The following is a 19,959-nucleotide window of genomic DNA, read 5'->3' on the forward strand; positions in this document are numbered from 1 at the left end:
TGTGCCTGCCTTTTTTAACAAACAGGAAAATCCCCCGAAAACCAAGAAGTTTTCGGGGGATTTTTCTGCAATAGCCCTTACAGGCTTGCCTGGCAAGGGCGTTTCTCGATAGAAAGGACGGTTACGTCCTTTCTATCGAAGGCGAAGCCTTAGAATGCAAAGTTGGTCTTAACTCTCCAGATATTCTGTGCATACTCAGCGATCGAGCGGTCCGCTGCGAAGCGGCCGGAGTTTGCAATGTTGATCAGAGCCATGCGGTTCCACTGATCCTGATCGCGGTAAGTCTGGCTTACACGCTCCTGTGCTTCAGCGTAGGATGCGAAGTCCTTCAGGCTCATATAGCGGTCAGCCGGGCCGCCGTTGCCGCCGTGCAGCAGCAGGTTGGCAATATCGGTGTAGTCCACGCCGTCACCGAAGCCGTGGATCATCTGATCGAGCACGCGGCGGATCACCGGATCGTTCTGGTAGATGACCATCGGCTCATAGCTGCCGGAAGCGGCCAGTGCCTCAGCCTCGGGCGTCTCCATACCGAAGATGAAGATGTTCTCCTTGCCGACTGCCTCGCAGATCTCGACGTTTGCGCCGTCCATCGTGCCGATGGTCAGAGCACCGTTCATCATGAACTTCATGTTGCCGGTACCGGACGCTTCCTTGCCGGCGATGGAAATCTGCTCGGAAACCTCGGCAGCCGGCATGATGATCTCAGCCAGCGATACCTTGTAGTCCTCGAGGAATACGACCTTCAGCTTGTCGCGTACTGCCGGATCGTTGTCGATCATCTTGGAGATGGAGTTGATCAGCTGAATGGTCTTTTTCGCAACTGCATAGCCCGGTGCGGCCTTGGAGCCGAAGATAAAGGTGCGCGGAACGAAATCCATATCCGGATTGTCCTTCAGCTTGTGGTACAGGCTGATAATGTGCAGAATGTTCAGCATCTGGCGCTTGTACTCGTGCAGACGCTTAACCTGTACGTCGAAGATGGAGTCCATGTTGACTTCGATGCCGTTGTGCTCCTTGATATAGTCCGCCAGACGCTGCTTGTTGTGGCGCTTGATCTCGCCCAGCTTGTTGAGCAGCTCCTTGTCGTCTGCATAGTTGTTCAGAACCTGCAGCTCGGACGGATGGGTGCGGTAGCCGGTGCCGATCTTGCTCTCGATCAGCTCAGCCAGCTCCGGGTTGGCCTCACACAGCCAGCGGCGGTGTGCAATGCCGTTGGTGACGTTGCAGAACTTGGAGGAGTAGATCTTGTAAAAATCGGTGAATACACGCTCCTTGAGGATCTCGGAATGCAGCGCGGATACGCCGTTGATGGAGAACGAGCCTGCGATAGCCAGATGCGCCATGCGGACGGTATCGTCGGCAACGATAGCCAGCTTGGAGATCTTCTGGAAGTCGTTCGGGAAGTAGTTCCACAGCTCCTTGCAGAAGCGCTCGTTGATTTCGTAGATGATCTGCATAACACGCGGCATCAGCTCCTGAACGAGCGATACCGGCCAGCACTCGAGGGCCTCAGGCATAACGGTGTGGTTGGTGTAAGCAACAGACTGGCTGGTGATGTTCCAGGCCTGCTCCCAGCTCATGTCGTTCTCGTCCATCAGAATGCGCATCAGCTCCGGAATAACCAGGGTCGGGTGCGTATCGTTGATATGCAGGACGTGCTTGTGCGCGAAGTTTTCGAGCGTGCCGTACTTGGCCTTGTGCTTTGCGCAGATGTCCTGCAGGGTTGCGGAAACCAGGAAATACTGCTGCTTGAGACGCAGAGACTGACCCTCGCGGTGGTTATCCTCCGGATAGAGGACCATGGAGATGGTCTCTGCCAGTGCGTGCTTCTCCAGTGCCTTCAGATACTCACCGGAGGAGAACAGCTTCATGTCCAGTGCGATCGGGCTCTGAGCCTTCCACAGGCGCAGACGCGCGATGTTGTTGGTGCCGTAGCCGGAGATCGGCATATCATACGGAACTGCCAGAACCGGCGTGTAATCGTGGTAGTTGACAACCAGCTTGCCGTTATCGTCGAAGTAGGTGTCAACCGTGCCGCCGATCTTGACCTCGCGGGTCTCATCCATTGCCGGAATCTGCCAAACCTCGCCGGTAGACAGCCAGGAATCCGGCAGCTCGACCTGCTGGCCTTCTACGATCTTCTGCTTGAAAATGCCGTGCTCGTAGCGGATGGAGTAGCCGGTGCCGCGTACGCCGTCGGTCGCCATGCCGTCCATGTAGCAGGCAGCCAGACGGCCAAGACCGCCGTTGCCCAGACCGGGATCAGCTTCCTCCTCGAAGATGTCCGCCATCTCGAAGCCCATGTCCTTCAGGGCTGCGGTCAGAGCGTCCAGCATACCGAGGTTGTAGGCGTTGTTGCGCAGGCTGCGGCCGACAAGAAATTCCATGCACAGGTAATGCACCTGACGCTCTCCGTCTTGCTCTACCTCATTCTGGGTTTCGATCATGTGCTCGGTCAGTGCATCGCGCACTACGAGGGCACAAGCCTCGTATACCTGATCCTTGGTAGCGTCCTCTACCTCGCAGGCAAAATGTCGCTGCAGTTTACCTGCAATGGCTTCTTTCAAAGCGGTCTTTGTGTACTGGGTCTTTGGCATGGTCTTTCTTATCTCCTCACATAATTTTGGTAGGCAGTCCCACGCGGTTGCATCGGCGGTGCTTGTCGGAAATTTTGTGCCCTGATTTCGTTGCGGCTTTTTGCAATACACAAAGTATTGCTGCAAACCCGCGCCTCGTCAGGACGCAAAATTTGCTCGACAATCCCTCGCCGCTGAACCGCGCGGGACTGCCTTGGAGGTACTGCTGAGCGATGCGGCTGCCGCATTACTCGTCAGCACCTCTAAGGGTGCCGTAGATTTCAATGGGATGAAAATTACGGAATCACCAGTTACCGTCACCGTATTCCCTCAAATCGGGTGACGGGTCGGGCTGACAGGTCGGTTACTGACCCATCGCGGTCTTGTAAACCTCGATATATTTATCGGCAGAGCTGCCCCAGCTGAAGTCGCTCTGCATACCCTGCATAATCAGCTTGCTCCACGCAGGCTTGTTAAAGCGGAATACGCCGCAGGCCTCGCGGATAACGTGCAGCATGTCGTGCGCGTTGTAGCTTGCAAAGGTGAAGCCGTTGCCCGTGCCGGCATAATCGACAAAGGCGTGAACGGTGTCCTTGAGGCCGCCGGTCTCGCGGACGATCGGAATAGTGCCGTAGCGCAGTGCGATCATCTGTGCCAGGCCGCACGGCTCAAACTTGGACGGCATCAGGAACATATCGGCGCCTGCGTAAATGCGGTTTGCCAGATCGCCGGAGAACATGATGGACGCGGAAACCTTATCCGGCCAGCGGCGCTTTGCCTCGATGAACATCTGCTCATAGCGGTAGTCGCCGGTGCCGAGCACGATCAGACGAACATCATCCGCCAGAATATCCGGCAGGACTGCTTCGATGAGGTCGAGTCCCTTCTGGTCAACAAAGCGAGTGACAATGCCGATAACCGGCGTGTTTGCATCGCCCTCGAGGCCGCAAAGCTTGAGCAGTTCGGTCTTATTGACCTGCTTATCCTGCGGATTGTTCGGGCCGTATTTCTTGAAGATCTTGCTGTCGGTCTCCGGATTGAACGCATCCATGTTGATGCCGTTCAGGATGCCGTGCAGCTTGTAGCTGTTCATGCGCAGCACGGAATCCAGACGGTAGCCGTAGTATTCGGTCTGGATTTCGTTGGCATAGGTCGGTGAAACCGTGGTGACAGCCGTGGAAGCTACGATAGCAGCCTTCATCAGGTTGACGTCGCCGTCCATCGCCATAAAGCCGGAGCGGAAGTGTGCATCGTCAATGCCGAGCACATACTCCAGAATCTCACGGCCGTAGCGGCCCTGGTACTGGATGTTGTGGATAGTGAACACGGTCTTGATGTTCTCGTAGAACGGACGGGAAGCGAACATCAGGTTGTAGTAAACCGGAACGAGGGCGGTCTGCCAGTCGTTGCAGTTGATCACATCCGGCTTCCACTCCAGATCGGGCAGTACCTCGAGTACCGCCTTGGAGTAGTACGCGAAGCGCTCTGCGTCGTCGTACTCGCCGTAGATCTGGCCGCGTGCGAAGTAATACTCATTATCGATGAAATAATAGGTAACGCCGTCTGCCTCATAGCGGAAGATACCGCAGTACTGGTTGCGCCAGCCCAGACGGACGTAAGCGTTTTTGATGTAATAGAACTTTTCGCGCATACTCTGGTCGATCGCAGAATACAGCGGGCAGAATACACGCACGTCATGTCCCTTGGCAGCGAGTGCCTGCGGGAGCGAACCTGCTACATCGCCCAATCCGCCGGTTTTGATGAACGGAGCGCATTCGCTGGTAACATACATGATTTTCATAAAGCCGAGCCTCCCCAACAGAGAGTGCGGAAACAGCGCTGACCGTTTCCGCACCCGTTGTAATTTTATTATACTCGTTTCTGTCTGAATGTAATATAGCAATATTTCACGAACATTTGCGCTGCGGAAAATGCGTTTTTGCTGTGATAGCAACTTCTAAACAGAAGTTTATGCGGATTTAACAGAAAAGGATCAAACGGTTGCGTTTTTTGCGATGGTGATCGGATAATTTTCGTGTCCCATCATCGTGCGGCCATCACGGATAATAACATTGCGGTCGGTGATGACATGACGGAGCGAAGCCTCGGTCAGAATGCGTCCGCCTTCCATGATGATGCAGTTATTGACCTCGGCGCCCTTTTCAATCACAACGTCGCGGAACAGGACGGAGTTCTTTACCTTGCCCTCGATGCGGCAGCCGTCGGCGATGAGGCAGTCCTCTACGTCGGCTTCATCGCCGTAGTAGGTCGGAGCCTCGTCCTTGATGCGGGTCAGGATCGGACGAGTGCGCTTGAATACCTCGTTGCGGACATCCTTGTCGAGCATGTCCATGTTGGAGCGGTAGTAGTCGAAGGTGTCCTCGATCTTGACAGCGTACTCGTTGAACAGGTAGCCAGCTACCGTGCCGTCCATCAGAGCACGGGTGAGGAACTCGCGCTCAAAGTGGATGCAGTTATGGGTTACGCAGTCGGACAGCATGTGGATAAGGTACTGGCGGCTCATGACGTAAATTCCGAGTGCCGCATGCTTGCACTTGCCCTCGTTGCAGTCTCCAACGCGGATGTCAACGGCTTCCTTCTTGCGGTTCAGCTCCACATAGGTGGTGAACGGGGAATTCTTCTGCTTCTTGGTGCATACCATGGTCAGGTCTGCGCCGGACTTGATATGGCGGTCGATCACGTCGTCGAGCGGTACATTGGCAACAATGTCGCCGTCCGCTACGACTACATAGTCTGCACGGTTCTTCTGCAGGAAGTCAACCGCACCGGCCAGTGCGTCAATCTTGCCGCGGTACTCGCCGGTTACCAGCGGAGATGCCTTCTTGGAGTAGGAGTACGGCGGCAGCAAGGTTACGCCGCTGTTCTTGCGGGAAAGATCCCAGTCCTTGGCATTGCCGATGTGGTCGATCAGGGACTGGTACTTGTCCTTCATCAGTACGCCTACGCGGTAAATGCCGCTGTTTACCATATTGGAAAGCATAAAGTCGATAATGCGATACCGGCCGCCCCACTGTACCGCACCGACCGTGCGGTGCTCGGTGATCTCGCGGAGATCGTTGTCGGTATCAAATGCAATGATCATGCCTAAAACGCTGTTCATGTTTGTGCCGCCCCCTTACTTTACGTCCGGCAGATCCTCGTCTGCCATTTCCTTAGCGGCCAGCTTTGCGCCGCTGCCGATGCGAACGCCTTCGGCTACTACCGCAACGCCCCAGTTGTCTACGTCGCTGTCGGACGGGCTGCCGCCGACTTCCGCGCCCTTGGCGATAACGGCCTTTTCGGCTACGATGGAGTAGCGCACGGTCGCGCCTTCCTCAACCACGGCACCCGGCATCAGGATGGAATATTCCACCTTGGCACCCTTGCCAATCTTAACATCCGAGAACAGGACGGACTCGGAAACGTCGCCGTAGATCTCACAGCCCTCGGAGAGCAGGGTATGGGTAACCTTAGCCTGTTTGGAGGTGAAATGCGGAGGCGAACCGGTGGTGCGGCCGTAGATTTTCCAGCTGTCATCGGAAAGCTGCAGGCCGGAGTTCGGAGAGAGCAGATCCATGTTTGCTTCCCACAGGCTCTCGATGGTGCCTACGTCCTTCCAGTAGCCCTTGAAGCGGTAGGAAACCAGCTTTTCACCGTTATTCAGCATCGCCGGAATAATGTCCTTGCCGAAGTCGTTGGAGGACTGCTCGTTGGCCTCGTCATTGATGAGGTATTCCTTCAGCTTCTTCCAGGTGAAAATGTAGATGCCCATGGAAGCCAGCGTGGACTTCGGCTCCTTCGGTTTCTCCTCGAATTCGTAGATGGTGCCGTCCGGCTTGCAGTTCATGATGCCGAAACGGGAAGCCTCGGAAAGCGGAACGTCCAGCACCGCGATGGTCGCGTCAGCGCCGGTCTCCTTGTGCTGCTGGAGCATCTTGTTGTAGTCCATCTTGTAGATGTGGTCGCCCGAGAGAATGAGGACGTACTCGGGATCGTAATCCTCCAGGAACTGAATGTTCTGGTAGATGGCGTTTGCGGTGCCCTTGTACCACTCGGTCTTTTTGCTCTCGTACGGCGGCAGAACATAGACGCCGCCGCGCAGGCGGTCGAGGTCCCACGTCTGGCCGGAACCGATGTAAGCGTTGAGCACATGCGGCTCGTACTGGGTCAGCACGCCGACAGTATCAATGCCGGAGTTGACGCAGTTGGAAAGCGGGAAGTCGATAATACGGTACTTACCGCCGAACGGTACGGCAGGCTTAGCGACCTTTTTGGTCAGCACATACAAACGGCTGCCGCGGCCGCCTGCGAGCAGCATGGCTACGCATTCTTTTTTCCGATACATGTAAATTCTCCTTTTTCACAGTTTGCATCGCTGCGATCTATACGCCGTCTGGCGTATCCCCTCTGTGTATCTCTTTTGCAGCAAACTTGCGCTTGCTTATTTAGAACCGCCGGTTGCGGTTACTGCCTTGTCTGTCGGTACGGAAACCGCTTTTTCGGTGGCTTTCGCAACTGCCTTGGTTCCGGTGCGTGCCACCGCCTTTTCAGTGGTCTTTGCAACGGATTTGGAGCCGGTCTTGGCTACGGCCTTCTCGGTTGTGCGGGCAACGGCCTTGGTGCCGGATTTCGCAACTGCCTTGGTCGAGCGGGTGCGCTTTGCCGGTTTCTTGGCAGCCGCGGCTTTTGCGGCCTCGATCTCTGCCTTGGTGCGGCGCTTGGCTCTTGCCTTGCCCTTGAAGAACAGCACGCCGAAGCGCGGAATCTTCAGAACAATGGACTGTTCCTGACCGTGCATGGGCTTGTTTTCGGTCTTGAGCTTGCCGTTTGCCATGCCGCTGCCGCCGAACTCGGTCTTGTCCGAGGTGAATATCTCCTCATAAGTGCCGGTGATCGGAACGCCGATGCGGTATTCCTGCTGCTCCTCCGGAGAGAAGTTGACAACGACCACGATATCTGAGCCGTCCTTCGCCACACGGCGGAAGGCGATGATGTTGTTGCGGTTGTCCTCATGGCTGATCCATTCAAAGCCGCGCCAGTCGGTATCCTGCTCCCACAGCTGCGGAGTAGCAAGGTAGAAGTGATTGAGCGCCTTGACGTACGCCTGCATCTGGCGGTGCGCCGGATAATCCAGCAGCATCCAGTCCAGTCCGCGCTGGTACGCCCATTCGGAGAACTGTGCAAACTCGCCGCCCATGAACAGCATCTTCTTGCCCGGGTGTGCGGCCATGTAGCCGTACAGCGCGCGCAGACCGCCGAACTGATTTTCATACGGAGGCGGCATCTTGCTAATGAGCGAGCACTTGCCGTGCACGACCTCATCGTGCGAGAGCGGCAGAATGTAGTTTTCGGAAAAGGCGTACATGAACGAGAAGGTGATCTTGTCGTGCATGTCCTTGCGGAAGAACGGGTCCGCCGAGCAGTAGCACAGCATGTCGTTCATCCAGCCCATGTTCCACTTGAAGTTGAAGCCCAGACCGCCGTCATAACCCGGCTTGGTCACCATCGGCCATGCGGTGGACTCTTCGGCGATCATCATAACGTCCGGATGATCGGTCAGGATGTACTCGTTGAGCAGCCGCAGGAAGTCAACGGCCTCGAGGTTCTCACGGCCGCCGTGAACGTTCGGCCGCCATTCGCCCTGACGGTTGTAATCCAGATACAGCATGGAAGCGACCGCGTCCACGCGCAGGCCGTCCATGTGGAATTTCTCGATCCAGAACATCGCGGAGGAGAACAGCAGGTTTCTCGTGGAGACCTTGCCGTAGTCGAATACGCGCGTGCCCCATTCCTTGTGCTCCATCTTGAGCGGATCGGCGTATTCGTACAGGTGCGAGCCGTCAAACTCGACCAGTCCGCAGCCGTCCTTCGGGAAGTGTGCCGGAACCCAGTCCATGATAATGCCCAGACCGGCCTGATGCGCCTTGTCGATCAGGTACATCAGATCCTTCGGCGTGCCGTAGCGGCTGGTGGCGGCAAAGTAGCCGATTACCTGATAGCCCCACGAGCCGTCGAACGGATACTCGGTCAGCGGCATAAACTCGATGTGGGTGTAGCCCATTTCCTTGACATATGGCACAAGCTCGTCCGCCAGCTGGCGGTAGGAGTAGAAGTTGCCGTCCTCGTGCATCTTCCACGAGCCGAGGTGGCATTCGTAGATGTTGACCGGATTGGAATACGGCAGGTGCTTTTTACGCCAGTCCAGCCACGAGGCGTCGCCCCATTCGTAGCCGTCGAGGTCGTACGCCTTGGTGGCGTTGCCCGGACGGGTCTCAAAATGGAAGCCGTACGGGTCGGACTTGTCAAACACATCGCCGGACTTAGCCCATACACTATACTTGTACGCGGCATATTCCGGAATATTCGGAATAAATTTCTCCCAGATACCCTGTTCATCACGCGTCATATAATCGGCGTTGCGGTTCCAGTCGTTGAACTCACCCATGACAGAAACCTTTTCGGCCTCCGGTGCATAAACACGGAACAGATAACCCTGTTCACCATCCTGCACGAAAGGGTGGGCTCCCATGTAATCGAACGCGCGACAATCCCGGCCGGAATAGAAAAGCTCGCTTCGCTTTTCTGCGGCGGGTGCTGCGGATTTTTTCTTCATACAGCATCTCTCCCTTTACAGCCGCCAATGAAGGAAAATACGAATATTTTCCAACAGTTTGTGTACTTCGACAGAATTTTGGCGGAATACCCTCACTTTAGTTAGATATAGTATACATCACATAAATAGAAAAGTCCAGCAATTTAGCACAATTACTGGACTTTCTTTACAGAAATTTTGTTTGCTTTCCACATCATTTGAGCGGAAATGACAAAATAACGTACAATTCGATATAAATTTGTTCAGAAAATATGGCGGCGGATGAGATCAAGCGCAGTAGAAGCAGCCTGCATGCGCACGCGGTCGCGGCCGAGCGAGGACTGCATTTTGCGGGTAAAGAACTTGCCGTCGTACCAAACGCTGATATAGACCAGACCGGTCGGCTTGTCCTCGGTGCCGCCGCCCGGGCCGGCAATGCCAGTGATGCCTACGCCGATGTCCGAGCCGAGCGCATTTGCAACGCCGACAGCCATCTGCTCTGCGGTTTCGGGAGATACCGCGCCGACCGTGTCGAGGGTCTCCTTCTTCACGCCGAGCACTTTCATCTTGACACTGTTGCTGTACGAGCATACGCCGCCGAGGTAGTAATCGGATGCGCCCGGGATGTCGGTCAGACGTTTGGACAGCAGACCGCCGGTGCAGCTTTCGGCTACTGCGAGGGTCAGCTTGCGCTCGCGCAGGCCGTCGCCGACTACCTGCTCGAGAGAGTCAACGTCTACGCCGTAAACGTCGTCGCCGAGCAGCTTCAGGATTTCGTCAACGACCGGATCGAGCAGCTTTTCGCATTCTGCTGGGGTGTCCGCCTTGGCGGTAACGCGCGCGAAGCACTCCGAGGTGCGGGCATACGGCGCAATCGTCGGATTTGCGCTTTTTTCCATCATGTCGTGCAGGATATTCTCCATGTTGCTTTCGCCGAGGCCGAATACGCGGATGTTGCGGGATACGATGCAGCCGCCTGCCAGCTTGTACAGATACGGCATTGCACATTCCTTCCACATCGGGTTGCACTCGCGCGGAGGACCGGGCAGCATGAGAACGTGCTTGCCATCGGCCTCAAACGCACAGCCGGGCGCCGTGCCCCACAGGTTGGTGAATACGGTGCAGCCCTCGGGCAGCCATGCCTGCTTTTCGTTGTTCTTGGTCATTTCGCGGCCAATGGTCTTGAAAAAGTCGGTCAGACGGTCCATGGATGGCTGATGCAGCACCATCTTTTTGCCGAAAACGGTTGCCAGCGTCTCCTTGGTCAGATCATCAAGGGTTGGGCCAAGGCCGCCGGTGGTGATGATGATGTCAGCACGGTCCTTTGCCTCGCGGACTACGCGCTCGAGACGCGCCGGATTGTCACCGACAACGGTCTGGTAGAATACATTGATGCCCAGCTCGGACAGACCCTGCGAGATGAGCTGTGCATCGGTGTTTACGATGTCGCCCAGCAGGATCTCTGTGCCGACTGCGATAAGTTCTGCGTTCAATGGATTTTCCTCCTTTGGAAAAACGTGATAGAGGTTATATTGCAGGGCGGGGTGTCCCCGCCCTGCGGCATAGCGAATACCTGTGTTTACGGCAGATGAATAATCTCCACACCCTTAACCGCCTCGTCCACGAGTGCTTCAACGTCGAGGTGGCTCTCCGCCTCGAGGATTTTCGGCATCTTCGGCTTGGTATTCGGGTGCTTCGGGGTAAATACGGTGCAGCAGTCCTCGTAGGGGAGGATAGAGGTCTCAAAGGTGTCGATCTTACGGGCAATCGTCACAATTTCCTCCTTATCCATGCCGATGCAGGGACGGAACACCGGCAGGTCGCACACTGCACCGGTAACGGCCATGGCGGGCATGGTCTGGCTGGCAACCTGACCGAGCGACTCACCGGTGATGAGTGCGCCGCAGCCGTACTCGACAGCTACGCGCTCGGCAATGCGCATCATAAAGCGGCGCATGATGAGCGTGAACAGCTCCTCGTGGCACTTGTCGCGGATCTCCTCCTGAATGTGGGTGAACGGCACGACCATAACGCTCATGCGGCCGCACCATGCGGTCAGCTTGCGGCCCAGCTCAAGCACCTTCTCCTTGGCGCGCTCGGACGTATACGGATAGCTGAAAAAGTGGATGCCGCACAGCTCCAGACCGCGCTTGGCCATCATCCAGCCGGCAACAGGGGAGTCAATGCCGCCGGAGAGCAGCAGCGCTGCACGGCCGTTCGAGCCGATCGGCATGCCGCCCGCACCCGGAACCGGACCTGCGTGTACAAAGGCGTACTTCTCGCGCATCTCAACGTGCACGGTCAGGTCGGGATGGTGCATGTCCGGACGGACCTCCGGGAAAAGATCAGCAAGCTCGCCGCCGACGTGCTGGCTGATTTCGGTGGAGGTCATCGGGAATTTCTTGTCGCCGCGCTTGGACTCGACCTTAAAGGTCTTAGCCGCCGCAAAATTGGGTGCCAGATAGTCCTTTGCGGTCGCAATGACGCTCTCGAGCGTCTTTTCCGGGCAGACCGCTGCACGGGAGATGGTCGCAAAGCCGAACACACGGCTTGCGCACTCCATAACCGCATCTGCGTCCGCATCGTCCGGAATCTCTACATAAACGACCGACTGGCGCATGGTGATCTCGCAGTCTGCAACGTGCGCCATGCGGCGCTTGAGGTTTTTCAGCAGACGATCCTCGAAGGTTTTGCGGTTGAGTCCCTTGAGGACGATCTCACCGCACTTGAGCAGTAATACTTCTTTCATTTATTGTCTCCTTGATGGTAAATTTATTCGTTTGCGCTGATGATTTCCTTCTCCTCAGCGGTCATCAGGCTGTCGCGGTCGGCGCTGTCCGAGCCGAACTCCAGCTTGGTTTTTACATAGTCATCATCCGGCAGGTTGAACACCTGTGCCAGATAGTTTAAGTAAACGTCCGCCATGATTTCCAGCTTGCCGTAATCGGTCTCCCACGGTACGAGCGACTGCGTGCCGACGCTGACCGTGCCGTCCTCCCGGCGGTCGATTTTGACCGGCAGACTGCATTCCTCTGCACGCTTTTCGGCAGTGTCCGGCAGGCTGTCGTAAAGGCCCTCCATCCAGAAGCGGCATTTGCCGTCATATACGGCGAGCTTCTGCTCCGAGCCGTCCGGTTTGGTGATGGTTTTGTATTCCATATAGATTAAACTCCTTGTTTTTGTTCCTCGTCAATGGTTCCGCGAAAATAAGAAACAAGAACACCGTATTTTTCGCCATCCTTGTTTGCGGAAAAGGCATAGTAGTCGGACTTGTCCGCAGGTTCGGGCGCAGTAAAGTAGAGAGCCTCGCTGTCCCGACCGTCTTTATATGCGGTATTGTTATTGGGATTGACTTTGTAGTAAGCGTAGTCGGTATAGCCTGTCTGCTCAACGATATTCTGCGCCTGTGATGCGGTAATCGGGTGGGTAATCAGCAGAAATGCGCCGGTAACACACAGAGCGACTGCCATAGTAACCGCATAGGCAGTGGAATTTTGCTCTCGATATCTTAGCTCGATAATGCTCAACGTAGCCCAAAGCGGCAGGAAAATCCAGTTGTCGAGAGAATACGGTTCCGTGAACAGTATGTACGGAATGGTGCAGAGGATACCGCAGAATATCAGCTGACAAAGCCGTGTAACGATATGATTAGGCGGAAACCATGGTTCTCGTTCCTCGCCTGTGCGCCCTGCGGCTGATGCAATAAAAACAGCGCAGGTAGCGCCAACCAGCACAGGATTGTCCAGCAGCATCCGGCCGTACACGAAGAAGTGCAGACCGAAAATCACGGCCGTGCAGATACAGCAGATACCGGCGTTCATAATATGTTTTTTACTCATAACCCTACCTCCTCGCAATAATTCCTAATTACGAATTAGCTTATCTGCGGAACATTTTCGCGCCCTTTTTGACCGCTGCCACAAAAGCATCCACATCTTCCTTTGTGTTGAACGGTGCAAACGACACGCGCAGTGCGCTGTCCGTGCGCGCTTTCGGCAGACCGAGCGCCTTGAGCACACCGCTCTGCTTGCCCTTGGAGCAGGCCGAACCGCTGGAAATGTAAACCTCGTCCCCCTCGAGTACATGCAGCATGACCTCGCTCTTGCAGCCGGGCATGGAAAGATTGACAACGTGCGGAATATCGCCTTCACCGTTCATTACAGCATCCGGCAGCTCGGCGCTGACCTGCTGCTTGAGGTAGTCGGCGAGCTCCTGCACATGGGTGTAATCCTCTTCAAAATGCGCCATGCGGATCTCGCACGCCTTGGCAAATGCTGCGATATTCGGCACGGCTTCGGTGCCCGGACGCATGCCGCGCTCCTGACCGCCGCCGAAGGTCAGCGGCGGCAGACGCAGACCCTTCTTGACATACAGTGCACCGATGCCCTTGGGTGCGCCGATCTTGTGGCCGGAAACGCTCATCAGGTCACAGTTCCATTTTTTCGGCGTCAGGCGTACACGGCAAAGACCCTGTACGGCATCAATGTGGAACAGCGCCTTGGGTGCCTTGGCCTTGAGCAGCTTTCCGAGCTGTTCGACCGGCTGCACCGTGCCGATCTCGTTGTTGACCAGCTGGCAGGAGAGAAGAATGGTGTCCTCGGTCAGTGCTTCGCTCAGCACCTCGGGCGTGATGTGGCCGGTTGCATCCGGCGCAAGGAAAACCACGTCGAAGCCGTCCGCAGCAAGCTGCTTTGCGGTGTTGATGGTTGCCGCGTGTTCGATCTCGGTCGTGATGATGCGGCCTTTCTTATGCCGGTTGAGGTGTGCCGCGCCGCGCAGACTGATATTGGTGCTCTCCGTGCCGCAGGCGGTGAAATATACTTCCTCGGGCAGACAGCCGAGCGCAGACGCGACCGTCCTGCGGCTGTCCTCAAGCAGATGCGAGGCCTCCAGACCCATGCGGTGCAGGCTGGACGGGTTGCCGAACTCCTCGCACATCGCGTGAACGGCCGCTTCGGCTGCTTCGGGCAGCACGCGGGTCGTCGCCGCGTTATCAAGATAATGCATAGAAAAACGAACTCCTTCATCGGGGCAGACCGCCGTGCGGCCATACTTCCCGCTATTATAAAATATTTTACAACGGCGAGCCGCCTTTTACAAGACAAAAACGTGTAAAACGGCATTGAAAAGTAGAAAAGGGTATGCTATAATTTTAAAGGTATGGCTGTTACCTATTATAAGTATACTGCGTGACAAGAGCACGTTGCAGATAGAAAGGGAGGAAATCCTAATGCCAGGTAAGGTAATTCTCGGCGCCCAGTGGGGCGACGAAGGCAAGGGTAAGTTTATTGATATTTTCGCAGGCAAGGCGGATTTGGTTGTCCGCAGCCAGGGCGGCAACAATGCCGGTCACACCGTTGTGGCCGGTGGTGAGAAGTACAAGCTGCAGCTGATTCCGTCCGGCATCCTGTATCCGGAGTGCGTCAACGTCATCGGCCCGGGTGTTGTTGTCAATCCGAAGGCTGTCCTCGGCGAGATCGACGGCCTGCACGAGAAGGGCGTTTCCACCGACAAGCTGTTCATCGACGCACGCTGCCACTGCATCATGCCGTGGCACCTTGAGCTGGATGCGCTCAGCGAGGCAGAGAAGGCCAAGGAAGGCACCGCGATCGGCACCACCAAGAAGGGCATCGGCCCGACCTACATGGACAAGTCCGAGCGCAGCGGCATCCGCATGCACGATTTTGTAGACGCAGAGCGTTTCGAGGAGGTTATCCGCGAGACCTGTGCCCGCAAGAACCGCGTGATCACCGGCGTTTACGGCGGCGAGCCGATCGACGCGGATGCCGTTATCGCAGAGTACAAGGTTTACGCAGACCGTCTGCGTCCGATGGTGCGCGACACCACCGTTATGACCTATGACGCCATCAAGTCCGGCAAGGAAGTGCTGTTCGAGGGTGCACAGGGCACGCTGCTCGACCTCGACATGGGCACCTATCCGTATGTTACCTCGTCTCATCCGGTAGCAGGCGGCTGCTGCATCGGTTCCGGTGTCGGCCCGACTGCCATCAACGAGATCATGGGTATCTTTAAGTCCTACACTACCCGTGTAGGCGAGGGTCCGTTCCCGACCGAGCTGTTCGATGAAACCGGTGACTACATCCGCAATGCAGGCGGCGAGTTCGGTACCGTTACCGGCCGTCCGCGCCGTACCGGCTGGTTCGACGCAGTCGTTGCACGCTATGCGGTTCGTGTAAACGGTCTGACTGACGTTGTCATCAACAAGATCGACCCGCTGCGCGGCCTGCCGAAGCTCAAGGTCTGCGTTGCATACAAGCTGAAGAACGGCGAGACTGTTACTGAGTTCCCGGCAAACTTCATGGATCTGGTAGACTGTGAGCCGGTTTACGAGGAGTTCGACGGCTTTGATGAGGATATCACCAACTGCCGTTCCTTCGAGGAACTGCCGGCAACCGTGCAGTCCTACATCAAGGAGCTGGAGCGCATCATTGAGTGCCCGATTACCATGCTTGGCGTAGGTCCTGCTCGTGATCAGGTTATGACGATCAAATAATTCGTCCGAAACCACGCTTTCGGACGAGAGGGACGTACCGAGCCAATGGCTCGGATACGTCCTATACGGGATTTTGCGCGTCCGCCTTGGCGGGCACACAAAATCCCTTTTTTCTTGTAAAAAAACGCAGGCGCTATCCTTGCGCGGCTATGTCCGCGCTGCGCGCGCATGTCCTGCGTTTTTTTGCATTTGCACGGCAAACGCGATTGAATGCCGCCGTGAAACGGCGGTCGTGCACGGCACGGGACAATGACTCAGATTTCTGAACGAAATCCTGTCATGTAGTTGCGGTTTGCAAGCAAACCGGAATTTTATATGTGCTTTTGCACGAAAAAAGGACGCATATTATGCGTCCTTTTTGGAACGGATTAAATAGCTGCGTTCATTCTCCATTCTCAATTCGGCAATCAGTCGCCCATCGACAGTCCGAGTGCTCTTGCCTGCTTCACCAGTTCGCCATCGGGCGGAACGGTTTTCAGCTTGCCTGCGACCTCGGTCAGCGGAACCGGTACGATATGGTTATCCTGCAGCGCGACCATATAGCCGAATTTTTTCTGCGTGATAAGCTGCGCTGCCGCTACGCCGAACCGGCTGGTCAGCACACGGTCGGCCGGGCAGGGAGCACCGCCGCGCTGGTAATGGCCCGGAATGGTAACGCGGATCTCCTGCCCGGTCAGCTCCTTGAGTTCGTCCGCAATGCGGTAGGAGATGGACGGATAGGTCATCGCCTCGCGCGCCGCCTTGAACTCCTTTTTGCTCATTTTCGCCTCGTCCTGACTTATCGCGCCCTCAGCCACTGCAATGATGGAGAATCGTTTGCCCGCCTTGGCACGCTTTTCGATCGCTGCGGCAATCTTCTTTGCGGAGTAGGGAATCTCCGGAATGACGATGACATCTGCGCCGGAGGCAATGCCTGCGTACAGCGTCAGCCAGCCGGCTTTATGTCCCATAACCTCCACGATGAACACACGCGAGTGCGAAAATGCGGTGGAATGGATGGAATCAATAACCGTGGACGCGATATCAATCGCGGACTGGAAACCGAACGTCAGCTCGGTGCCCCACAGATCGTTGTCGATCGTCTTGGGCAGCGTTACCACGTTGACACCCTTCATGCTCAGTAGGTTTGCGGTCTTGTGCGTGCCGTTGCCGCCCAGAATGACCAGACAGTCAAAGTCTGCCTTTTTCACCGTGTGCAGCATTTTATCCAGCTTGGTCTCCTCGCTGTCCTCGATGGTCTTGCGCATTTCCTTGAACGGCTGGCGCGACGTACCGAGAATAGTGCCGCCGACCGTCAGAATATCCGAAAAATCCTCGGGCAGCATTTCGTGGTAATCGCCCTCGATCAAACCGCGGTAGCCGTCCCGAATACCATAGATGGTTACTTTATCTCCCAGTTCATTATACAGTGTTTTCGCTACACCGCGCAGTGCCGCGTTCAGACCCTGACAGTCGCCGCCGCTGGTCAGCATACCAATCTTCAACATACTCGTCTGCCTCCTGACTCTGTTTTCCGCATTCTATATGTGTACAATGCGCAGTATCATATTTTTACTATACCCTATTTTGTGTAAATTGAAAAGATACTTTACACAGATTCCACGGTTTTTTCACATGGATTTTTTGTGACTTTCGGCAGTTGCATATTGAACGGCAGATGTGTTATGCTAATGCCAGACAGATTCCCTGCAACTGACGGACACAGGTGGAGCGCAAACCACCGGGGAGCAGGGAGTTCCGTAATCAGATGCACCGTGAAGTGTATCTCAATGCCGACCGTCTGGGCAGTGTCGCAAGTAATACGCGATGCTGTCCTTTTTTGTTACCATAAAAAAGGACAGCAGACAGCACAAACAGGAGGAAAAGAACATGAACGCATGGAACAACTTTAATGGCGGCAACTGGGAAAACGAGATCAATGTCCGCGACTTTATCCAGAAGAATTACACCCCGTATGATGGTGACGGCGCTTTTCTGGCTCCGGCTACCGCACGCACGACTGCGCTGCGTGAGAAGTTCGATGCACTGCTCGCGGAGGAGCGCGAAAAGGGCGGTGTCCGTAATATCGACACCGAGACCGTTATCACCATCACGGCCTTCGGCCCGGGCTATCTCGACAAGAACAACGAGGTTATCGTCGGTCTGCAGACCGATGAGCCGCTCAAGCGTGCATGCAATCCGTTCGGCGGTATGCGTATGGTCCGTGATGCGTGCAAGCAGTACGGCTATGAGGTTTCTCCCAAGATTGAGGAGGAGTTCAAGTACCACAAGACCCACAACGACGGCGTATTCTCCGCATACACCAAGGACGTTCGTGAAGCGCGTCATGTTGGTCTGCTGACCGGTCTGCCGGATGCTTATGGCCGCGGCCGCATCATCGGTGACTACCGCCGCGTGGCGCTGTACGGCGTGAATCGCCTCATCGAGGAGAAGCAGAAGGACAAGGATGCGCTCGGCAGCGTGCCGACCACCGAGAAGGAAATCCGCTGCGCTGAGGAGCTGAGCGACCAGATCAAGGCGCTCAAGGACATGATCGCAATGGCGGCTTCCTACGGCTTTGATATCACCCGTCCGGCGGAGAACGCAAAGGAGGCCGTTCAGTGGCTGTACTTTGGCTATCTGGCCGGCATCAAGGAGCAGAACGGCGCCGCAATGAGCCTTGGCCGCACCTCCACCTTCCTCGATATCTACTTTGAGCGCGACATTGCGGCAGGCCTGCTCACCGAGAGCGAGGCACAGGAGATCATGGATGATTTCGTGCTGCATCTGCGTATGGCGCGCCACCTGCGCACGCCGGAGTACAACGAGCTGTTCGGCGGCGACCCGATGTGGATCACCGAGGCAGTCGGCGGCATCGGCGAGGACGGCCGTCACATGGTTACGAAGAACAGCTACCGCATGCTCAACACCCTGTACAACCTGAACGCTGCCGCAGAGCCGAATCTGACCGTTCTGTGGAGCGAAAACCTGCCGGAGAACTGGAAGAAGTTCATCGCAAAGGTATCCATCGACACGGATGCCCTGCAGTACGAGAACGATGATGTTATGCGTCCGTACTACGGTGATGATTACGCCATCGCGTGCTGCGTATCCGCGATGCGCGTCGGCAAGGACATGCAGTTCTTTGGTGCGCGTGCCAACATCGCAAAGCTGATGATGATGGCAATCAACGGCGGCCGTGACGAGAACAAGTTCGAGCAGGTCGGCCCGGAGATGCCGGTCATGGACGGCGATGTGCTGGATTATGAGGAGGTTCTCCGCCGCATGGACTTCTACCGTCCGTGGCTGGCTAAGACCTACGTTTCCGCGATGAACACCATCCATTACATGCACGACAAGTATGCCTACGAGAAGAGCCAGATGGCGCTGCATGATACTGAGGTGCGCCGCCTGATGGCGTTCGGCATTGCGGGCATGAGCTGCATGGCAGATTCGCTTTCCGCGATCAAGTATGCCAAGGTAAAGCCCATCCGTAATCCGGAGAACGGCATTATCGTGGATTTTGAGATCGAGGGCGATTTCCCGAAGTTCGGCAATGACGACGATCGTGTAGATCAGATCGCATGTGAGCAGGTCGAGAAGTTCTATCAGGCACTGACGCAGTTCCCGCTGTACCGCGGCGCAATTCATACGCTGTCCATCCTGACCATCACCTCCAACGTAATGTACGGCAAAAAGACCGGCAACACGCCGGACGGCCGCCGTCACGGCGAACCGCTGGCACCGGGCGCAAACCCGATGAGCGGCCGTGATGTTTCCGGCGCGCTGGCATCGCTCAACTCGGTTGCAAAGCTGAGCTACACCTACTGCCGCGATGGTATCTCCAACACGTTCTCCATCACGCCGGGTGCGCTCGGCAAGACCGATGAGGAGCAGGTGAACAACCTTGTTGCCATCATGGGCGGATACTTCGCGCAGAACGCGCATCATCTGAACGTAAATGTACTCAACCGCGAAACCCTCATGGCGGCTTACGAGCATCCGGAGCAGTACCCGAACCTGACCATTCGTGTTTCCGGCTACGCGGTCAACTTCTACAAGCTGAGCCGCGAGCAGCAGCGTGAGGTTATTTCGCGTACGTTCCACGAGGCGATTTAACCTCTAAGGGGGACGCTGTCCCCCTTAGATACCCAACCGGTTCCTTGCGAAACCGTTTGGGATAACCCCCTCTCGCCCGCACAGCGGACGAGGACGCGCCGCCGCGGCGCGGGCAGAGGTATGGTTCCGCGGCAAAGCCACGGAGCCATTTATTTTTCCCGAATAGAAAGGAAAGTGGC

Annotated in this window: 13 protein-coding genes and 1 riboswitch; of the genes, 2 read left to right on the top strand and 11 right to left on the bottom strand. The window is 56.1% G+C overall.

The genetic code is table 11. The annotated features are described in order from the left end of the window. Positions 1–149: 149 nt before the first annotated feature. From PG722_RS03035 to PG722_RS03080, 10 genes are all read right to left on the bottom strand, one after another. Positions 150–2,597 carry a glycogen/starch/alpha-glucan phosphorylase gene (locus PG722_RS03035; RefSeq protein ID WP_270385298.1) on the bottom strand — a complete coding sequence of 816 codons (2,448 nt, stop codon included), beginning with the start codon at positions 2,595–2,597 and terminating at the stop codon, positions 150–152. Positions 2,598–2,940: 343 nt separating this feature from the next. Further along, positions 2,941–4,377 (bottom strand): glycogen synthase GlgA, encoded by a 1,437-nt coding sequence (glgA, locus tag PG722_RS03040; RefSeq protein ID WP_270579607.1) that lies wholly within the window; start codon positions 4,375–4,377, stop codon positions 2,941–2,943. Positions 4,378–4,569: 192 nt separating this feature from the next. Continuing rightward, entirely contained in the window at positions 4,570–5,697 is a 1,128-nt protein-coding gene (gene glgD, locus PG722_RS03045; protein ID WP_118284662.1) for a glucose-1-phosphate adenylyltransferase subunit GlgD, read from the bottom strand. A 15-nt stretch (positions 5,698–5,712) separates the two neighbouring features. Beyond that, positions 5,713–6,921, bottom strand: a complete 1,209-nt coding sequence (locus PG722_RS03050) for a glucose-1-phosphate adenylyltransferase (protein ID WP_117489682.1) — start codon at positions 6,919–6,921, stop codon at positions 5,713–5,715. Positions 6,922–7,017: 96 nt separating this feature from the next. Next, positions 7,018–9,189, bottom strand: a complete 2,172-nt coding sequence (gene glgB, locus PG722_RS03055; RefSeq protein ID WP_270579608.1) for a 1,4-alpha-glucan branching protein GlgB — start codon at positions 9,187–9,189, stop codon at positions 7,018–7,020. 242 nt (positions 9,190–9,431) lie between these two features. Beyond that, positions 9,432–10,661, bottom strand: coding sequence for a competence/damage-inducible protein A (locus PG722_RS03060; RefSeq protein ID WP_270385305.1), 1,230 nt, complete (start codon positions 10,659–10,661; stop codon positions 9,432–9,434). Between the two features lie 86 nt (positions 10,662–10,747). After that, the gene (gene thiI / locus PG722_RS03065) at positions 10,748–11,917 is read right to left on the bottom strand and encodes a tRNA uracil 4-sulfurtransferase ThiI (RefSeq protein ID WP_227109306.1); all 1,170 of its coding nucleotides are present in this window, start codon (positions 11,915–11,917) and stop codon (positions 10,748–10,750) included. A 23-nt stretch (positions 11,918–11,940) separates the two neighbouring features. Next, positions 11,941–12,327, bottom strand: coding sequence for a hypothetical protein (locus PG722_RS03070; RefSeq protein WP_270579611.1), 387 nt, complete (start codon positions 12,325–12,327; stop codon positions 11,941–11,943). Between the two features lie 5 nt (positions 12,328–12,332). Further along, positions 12,333–13,007, bottom strand: a complete 675-nt coding sequence (locus PG722_RS03075; RefSeq protein ID WP_270579613.1) for a hypothetical protein — start codon at positions 13,005–13,007, stop codon at positions 12,333–12,335. A 40-nt stretch (positions 13,008–13,047) separates the two neighbouring features. Next, the gene (locus PG722_RS03080) at positions 13,048–14,175 is read right to left on the bottom strand and encodes a cysteine desulfurase family protein (RefSeq protein WP_270579614.1); all 1,128 of its coding nucleotides are present in this window, start codon (positions 14,173–14,175) and stop codon (positions 13,048–13,050) included. Between the two features lie 223 nt (positions 14,176–14,398). On the opposite strand from PG722_RS03080, the gene PG722_RS03085 reads away from it, so the two are divergent. Further along, on the top strand, positions 14,399–15,682 hold the full coding sequence (locus tag PG722_RS03085; protein ID WP_110435320.1) for an adenylosuccinate synthase: 1,284 nt from the start codon (positions 14,399–14,401) through the stop codon (positions 15,680–15,682). A gap of 407 nt (positions 15,683–16,089) precedes the next feature. Here PG722_RS03085 and PG722_RS03090 read toward each other — a convergent pair whose 3' ends face one another. Continuing rightward, the gene (locus PG722_RS03090; protein ID WP_270579615.1) at positions 16,090–17,169 is read right to left on the bottom strand and encodes a 6-phosphofructokinase; all 1,080 of its coding nucleotides are present in this window, start codon (positions 17,167–17,169) and stop codon (positions 16,090–16,092) included. 191 nt (positions 17,170–17,360) lie between these two features. Continuing rightward, positions 17,361–17,475: riboswitch (ZMP/ZTP riboswitch) on the top strand. Positions 17,476–17,551: 76 nt separating this feature from the next. On the opposite strand from PG722_RS03090, the gene pflB reads away from it, so the two are divergent. Next, positions 17,552–19,780 carry a formate C-acetyltransferase gene (pflB, locus tag PG722_RS03095; protein WP_270579616.1) on the top strand — a complete coding sequence of 743 codons (2,229 nt, stop codon included), beginning with the start codon at positions 17,552–17,554 and terminating at the stop codon, positions 19,778–19,780. Positions 19,781–19,959: the final 179 nt, after the last annotated feature.

Origin of the sequence: Butyricicoccus sp. OF27-2pH9A (assembly GCF_027693185.1) — a bacterium.
GTDB lineage: Bacteria > Bacillota > Clostridia > Oscillospirales > Butyricicoccaceae > Agathobaculum > Agathobaculum butyriciproducens.

What these genes read in the sequence shown, in the direction of transcription:
- PG722_RS03035 (WP_270385298.1), bottom strand. Translation starts at nt 2,597, where the DNA reads ATGCCAAAGACCCAGTACACAAAGACCGCTTTGAAAGAAGCCATTGCA.
- glgA (WP_270579607.1), bottom strand. Translation starts at nt 4,377, where the DNA reads ATGAAAATCATGTATGTTACCAGCGAATGCGCTCCGTTCATCAAAACC.
- glgD (WP_118284662.1), bottom strand. Translation starts at nt 5,697, where the DNA reads ATGAACAGCGTTTTAGGCATGATCATTGCATTTGATACCGACAACGAT.
- PG722_RS03050 (WP_117489682.1), bottom strand. Translation starts at nt 6,921, where the DNA reads ATGTATCGGAAAAAAGAATGCGTAGCCATGCTGCTCGCAGGCGGCCGC.
- glgB (WP_270579608.1), bottom strand. Translation starts at nt 9,189, where the DNA reads ATGAAGAAAAAATCCGCAGCACCCGCCGCAGAAAAGCGAAGCGAGCTT.
- thiI (WP_227109306.1), bottom strand. Translation starts at nt 11,917, where the DNA reads ATGAAAGAAGTATTACTGCTCAAGTGCGGTGAGATCGTCCTCAAGGGA.
- PG722_RS03070 (WP_270579611.1), bottom strand. Translation starts at nt 12,327, where the DNA reads ATGGAATACAAAACCATCACCAAACCGGACGGCTCGGAGCAGAAGCTC.
- PG722_RS03075 (WP_270579613.1), bottom strand. Translation starts at nt 13,007, where the DNA reads ATGAGTAAAAAACATATTATGAACGCCGGTATCTGCTGTATCTGCACG.
- PG722_RS03080 (WP_270579614.1), bottom strand. Translation starts at nt 14,175, where the DNA reads ATGCATTATCTTGATAACGCGGCGACGACCCGCGTGCTGCCCGAAGCA.
- PG722_RS03085 (WP_110435320.1), top strand. Translation starts at nt 14,399, where the DNA reads ATGCCAGGTAAGGTAATTCTCGGCGCCCAGTGGGGCGACGAAGGCAAG.
- PG722_RS03090 (WP_270579615.1), bottom strand. Translation starts at nt 17,169, where the DNA reads ATGTTGAAGATTGGTATGCTGACCAGCGGCGGCGACTGTCAGGGTCTG.
- pflB (WP_270579616.1), top strand. Translation starts at nt 17,552, where the DNA reads ATGAACGCATGGAACAACTTTAATGGCGGCAACTGGGAAAACGAGATC.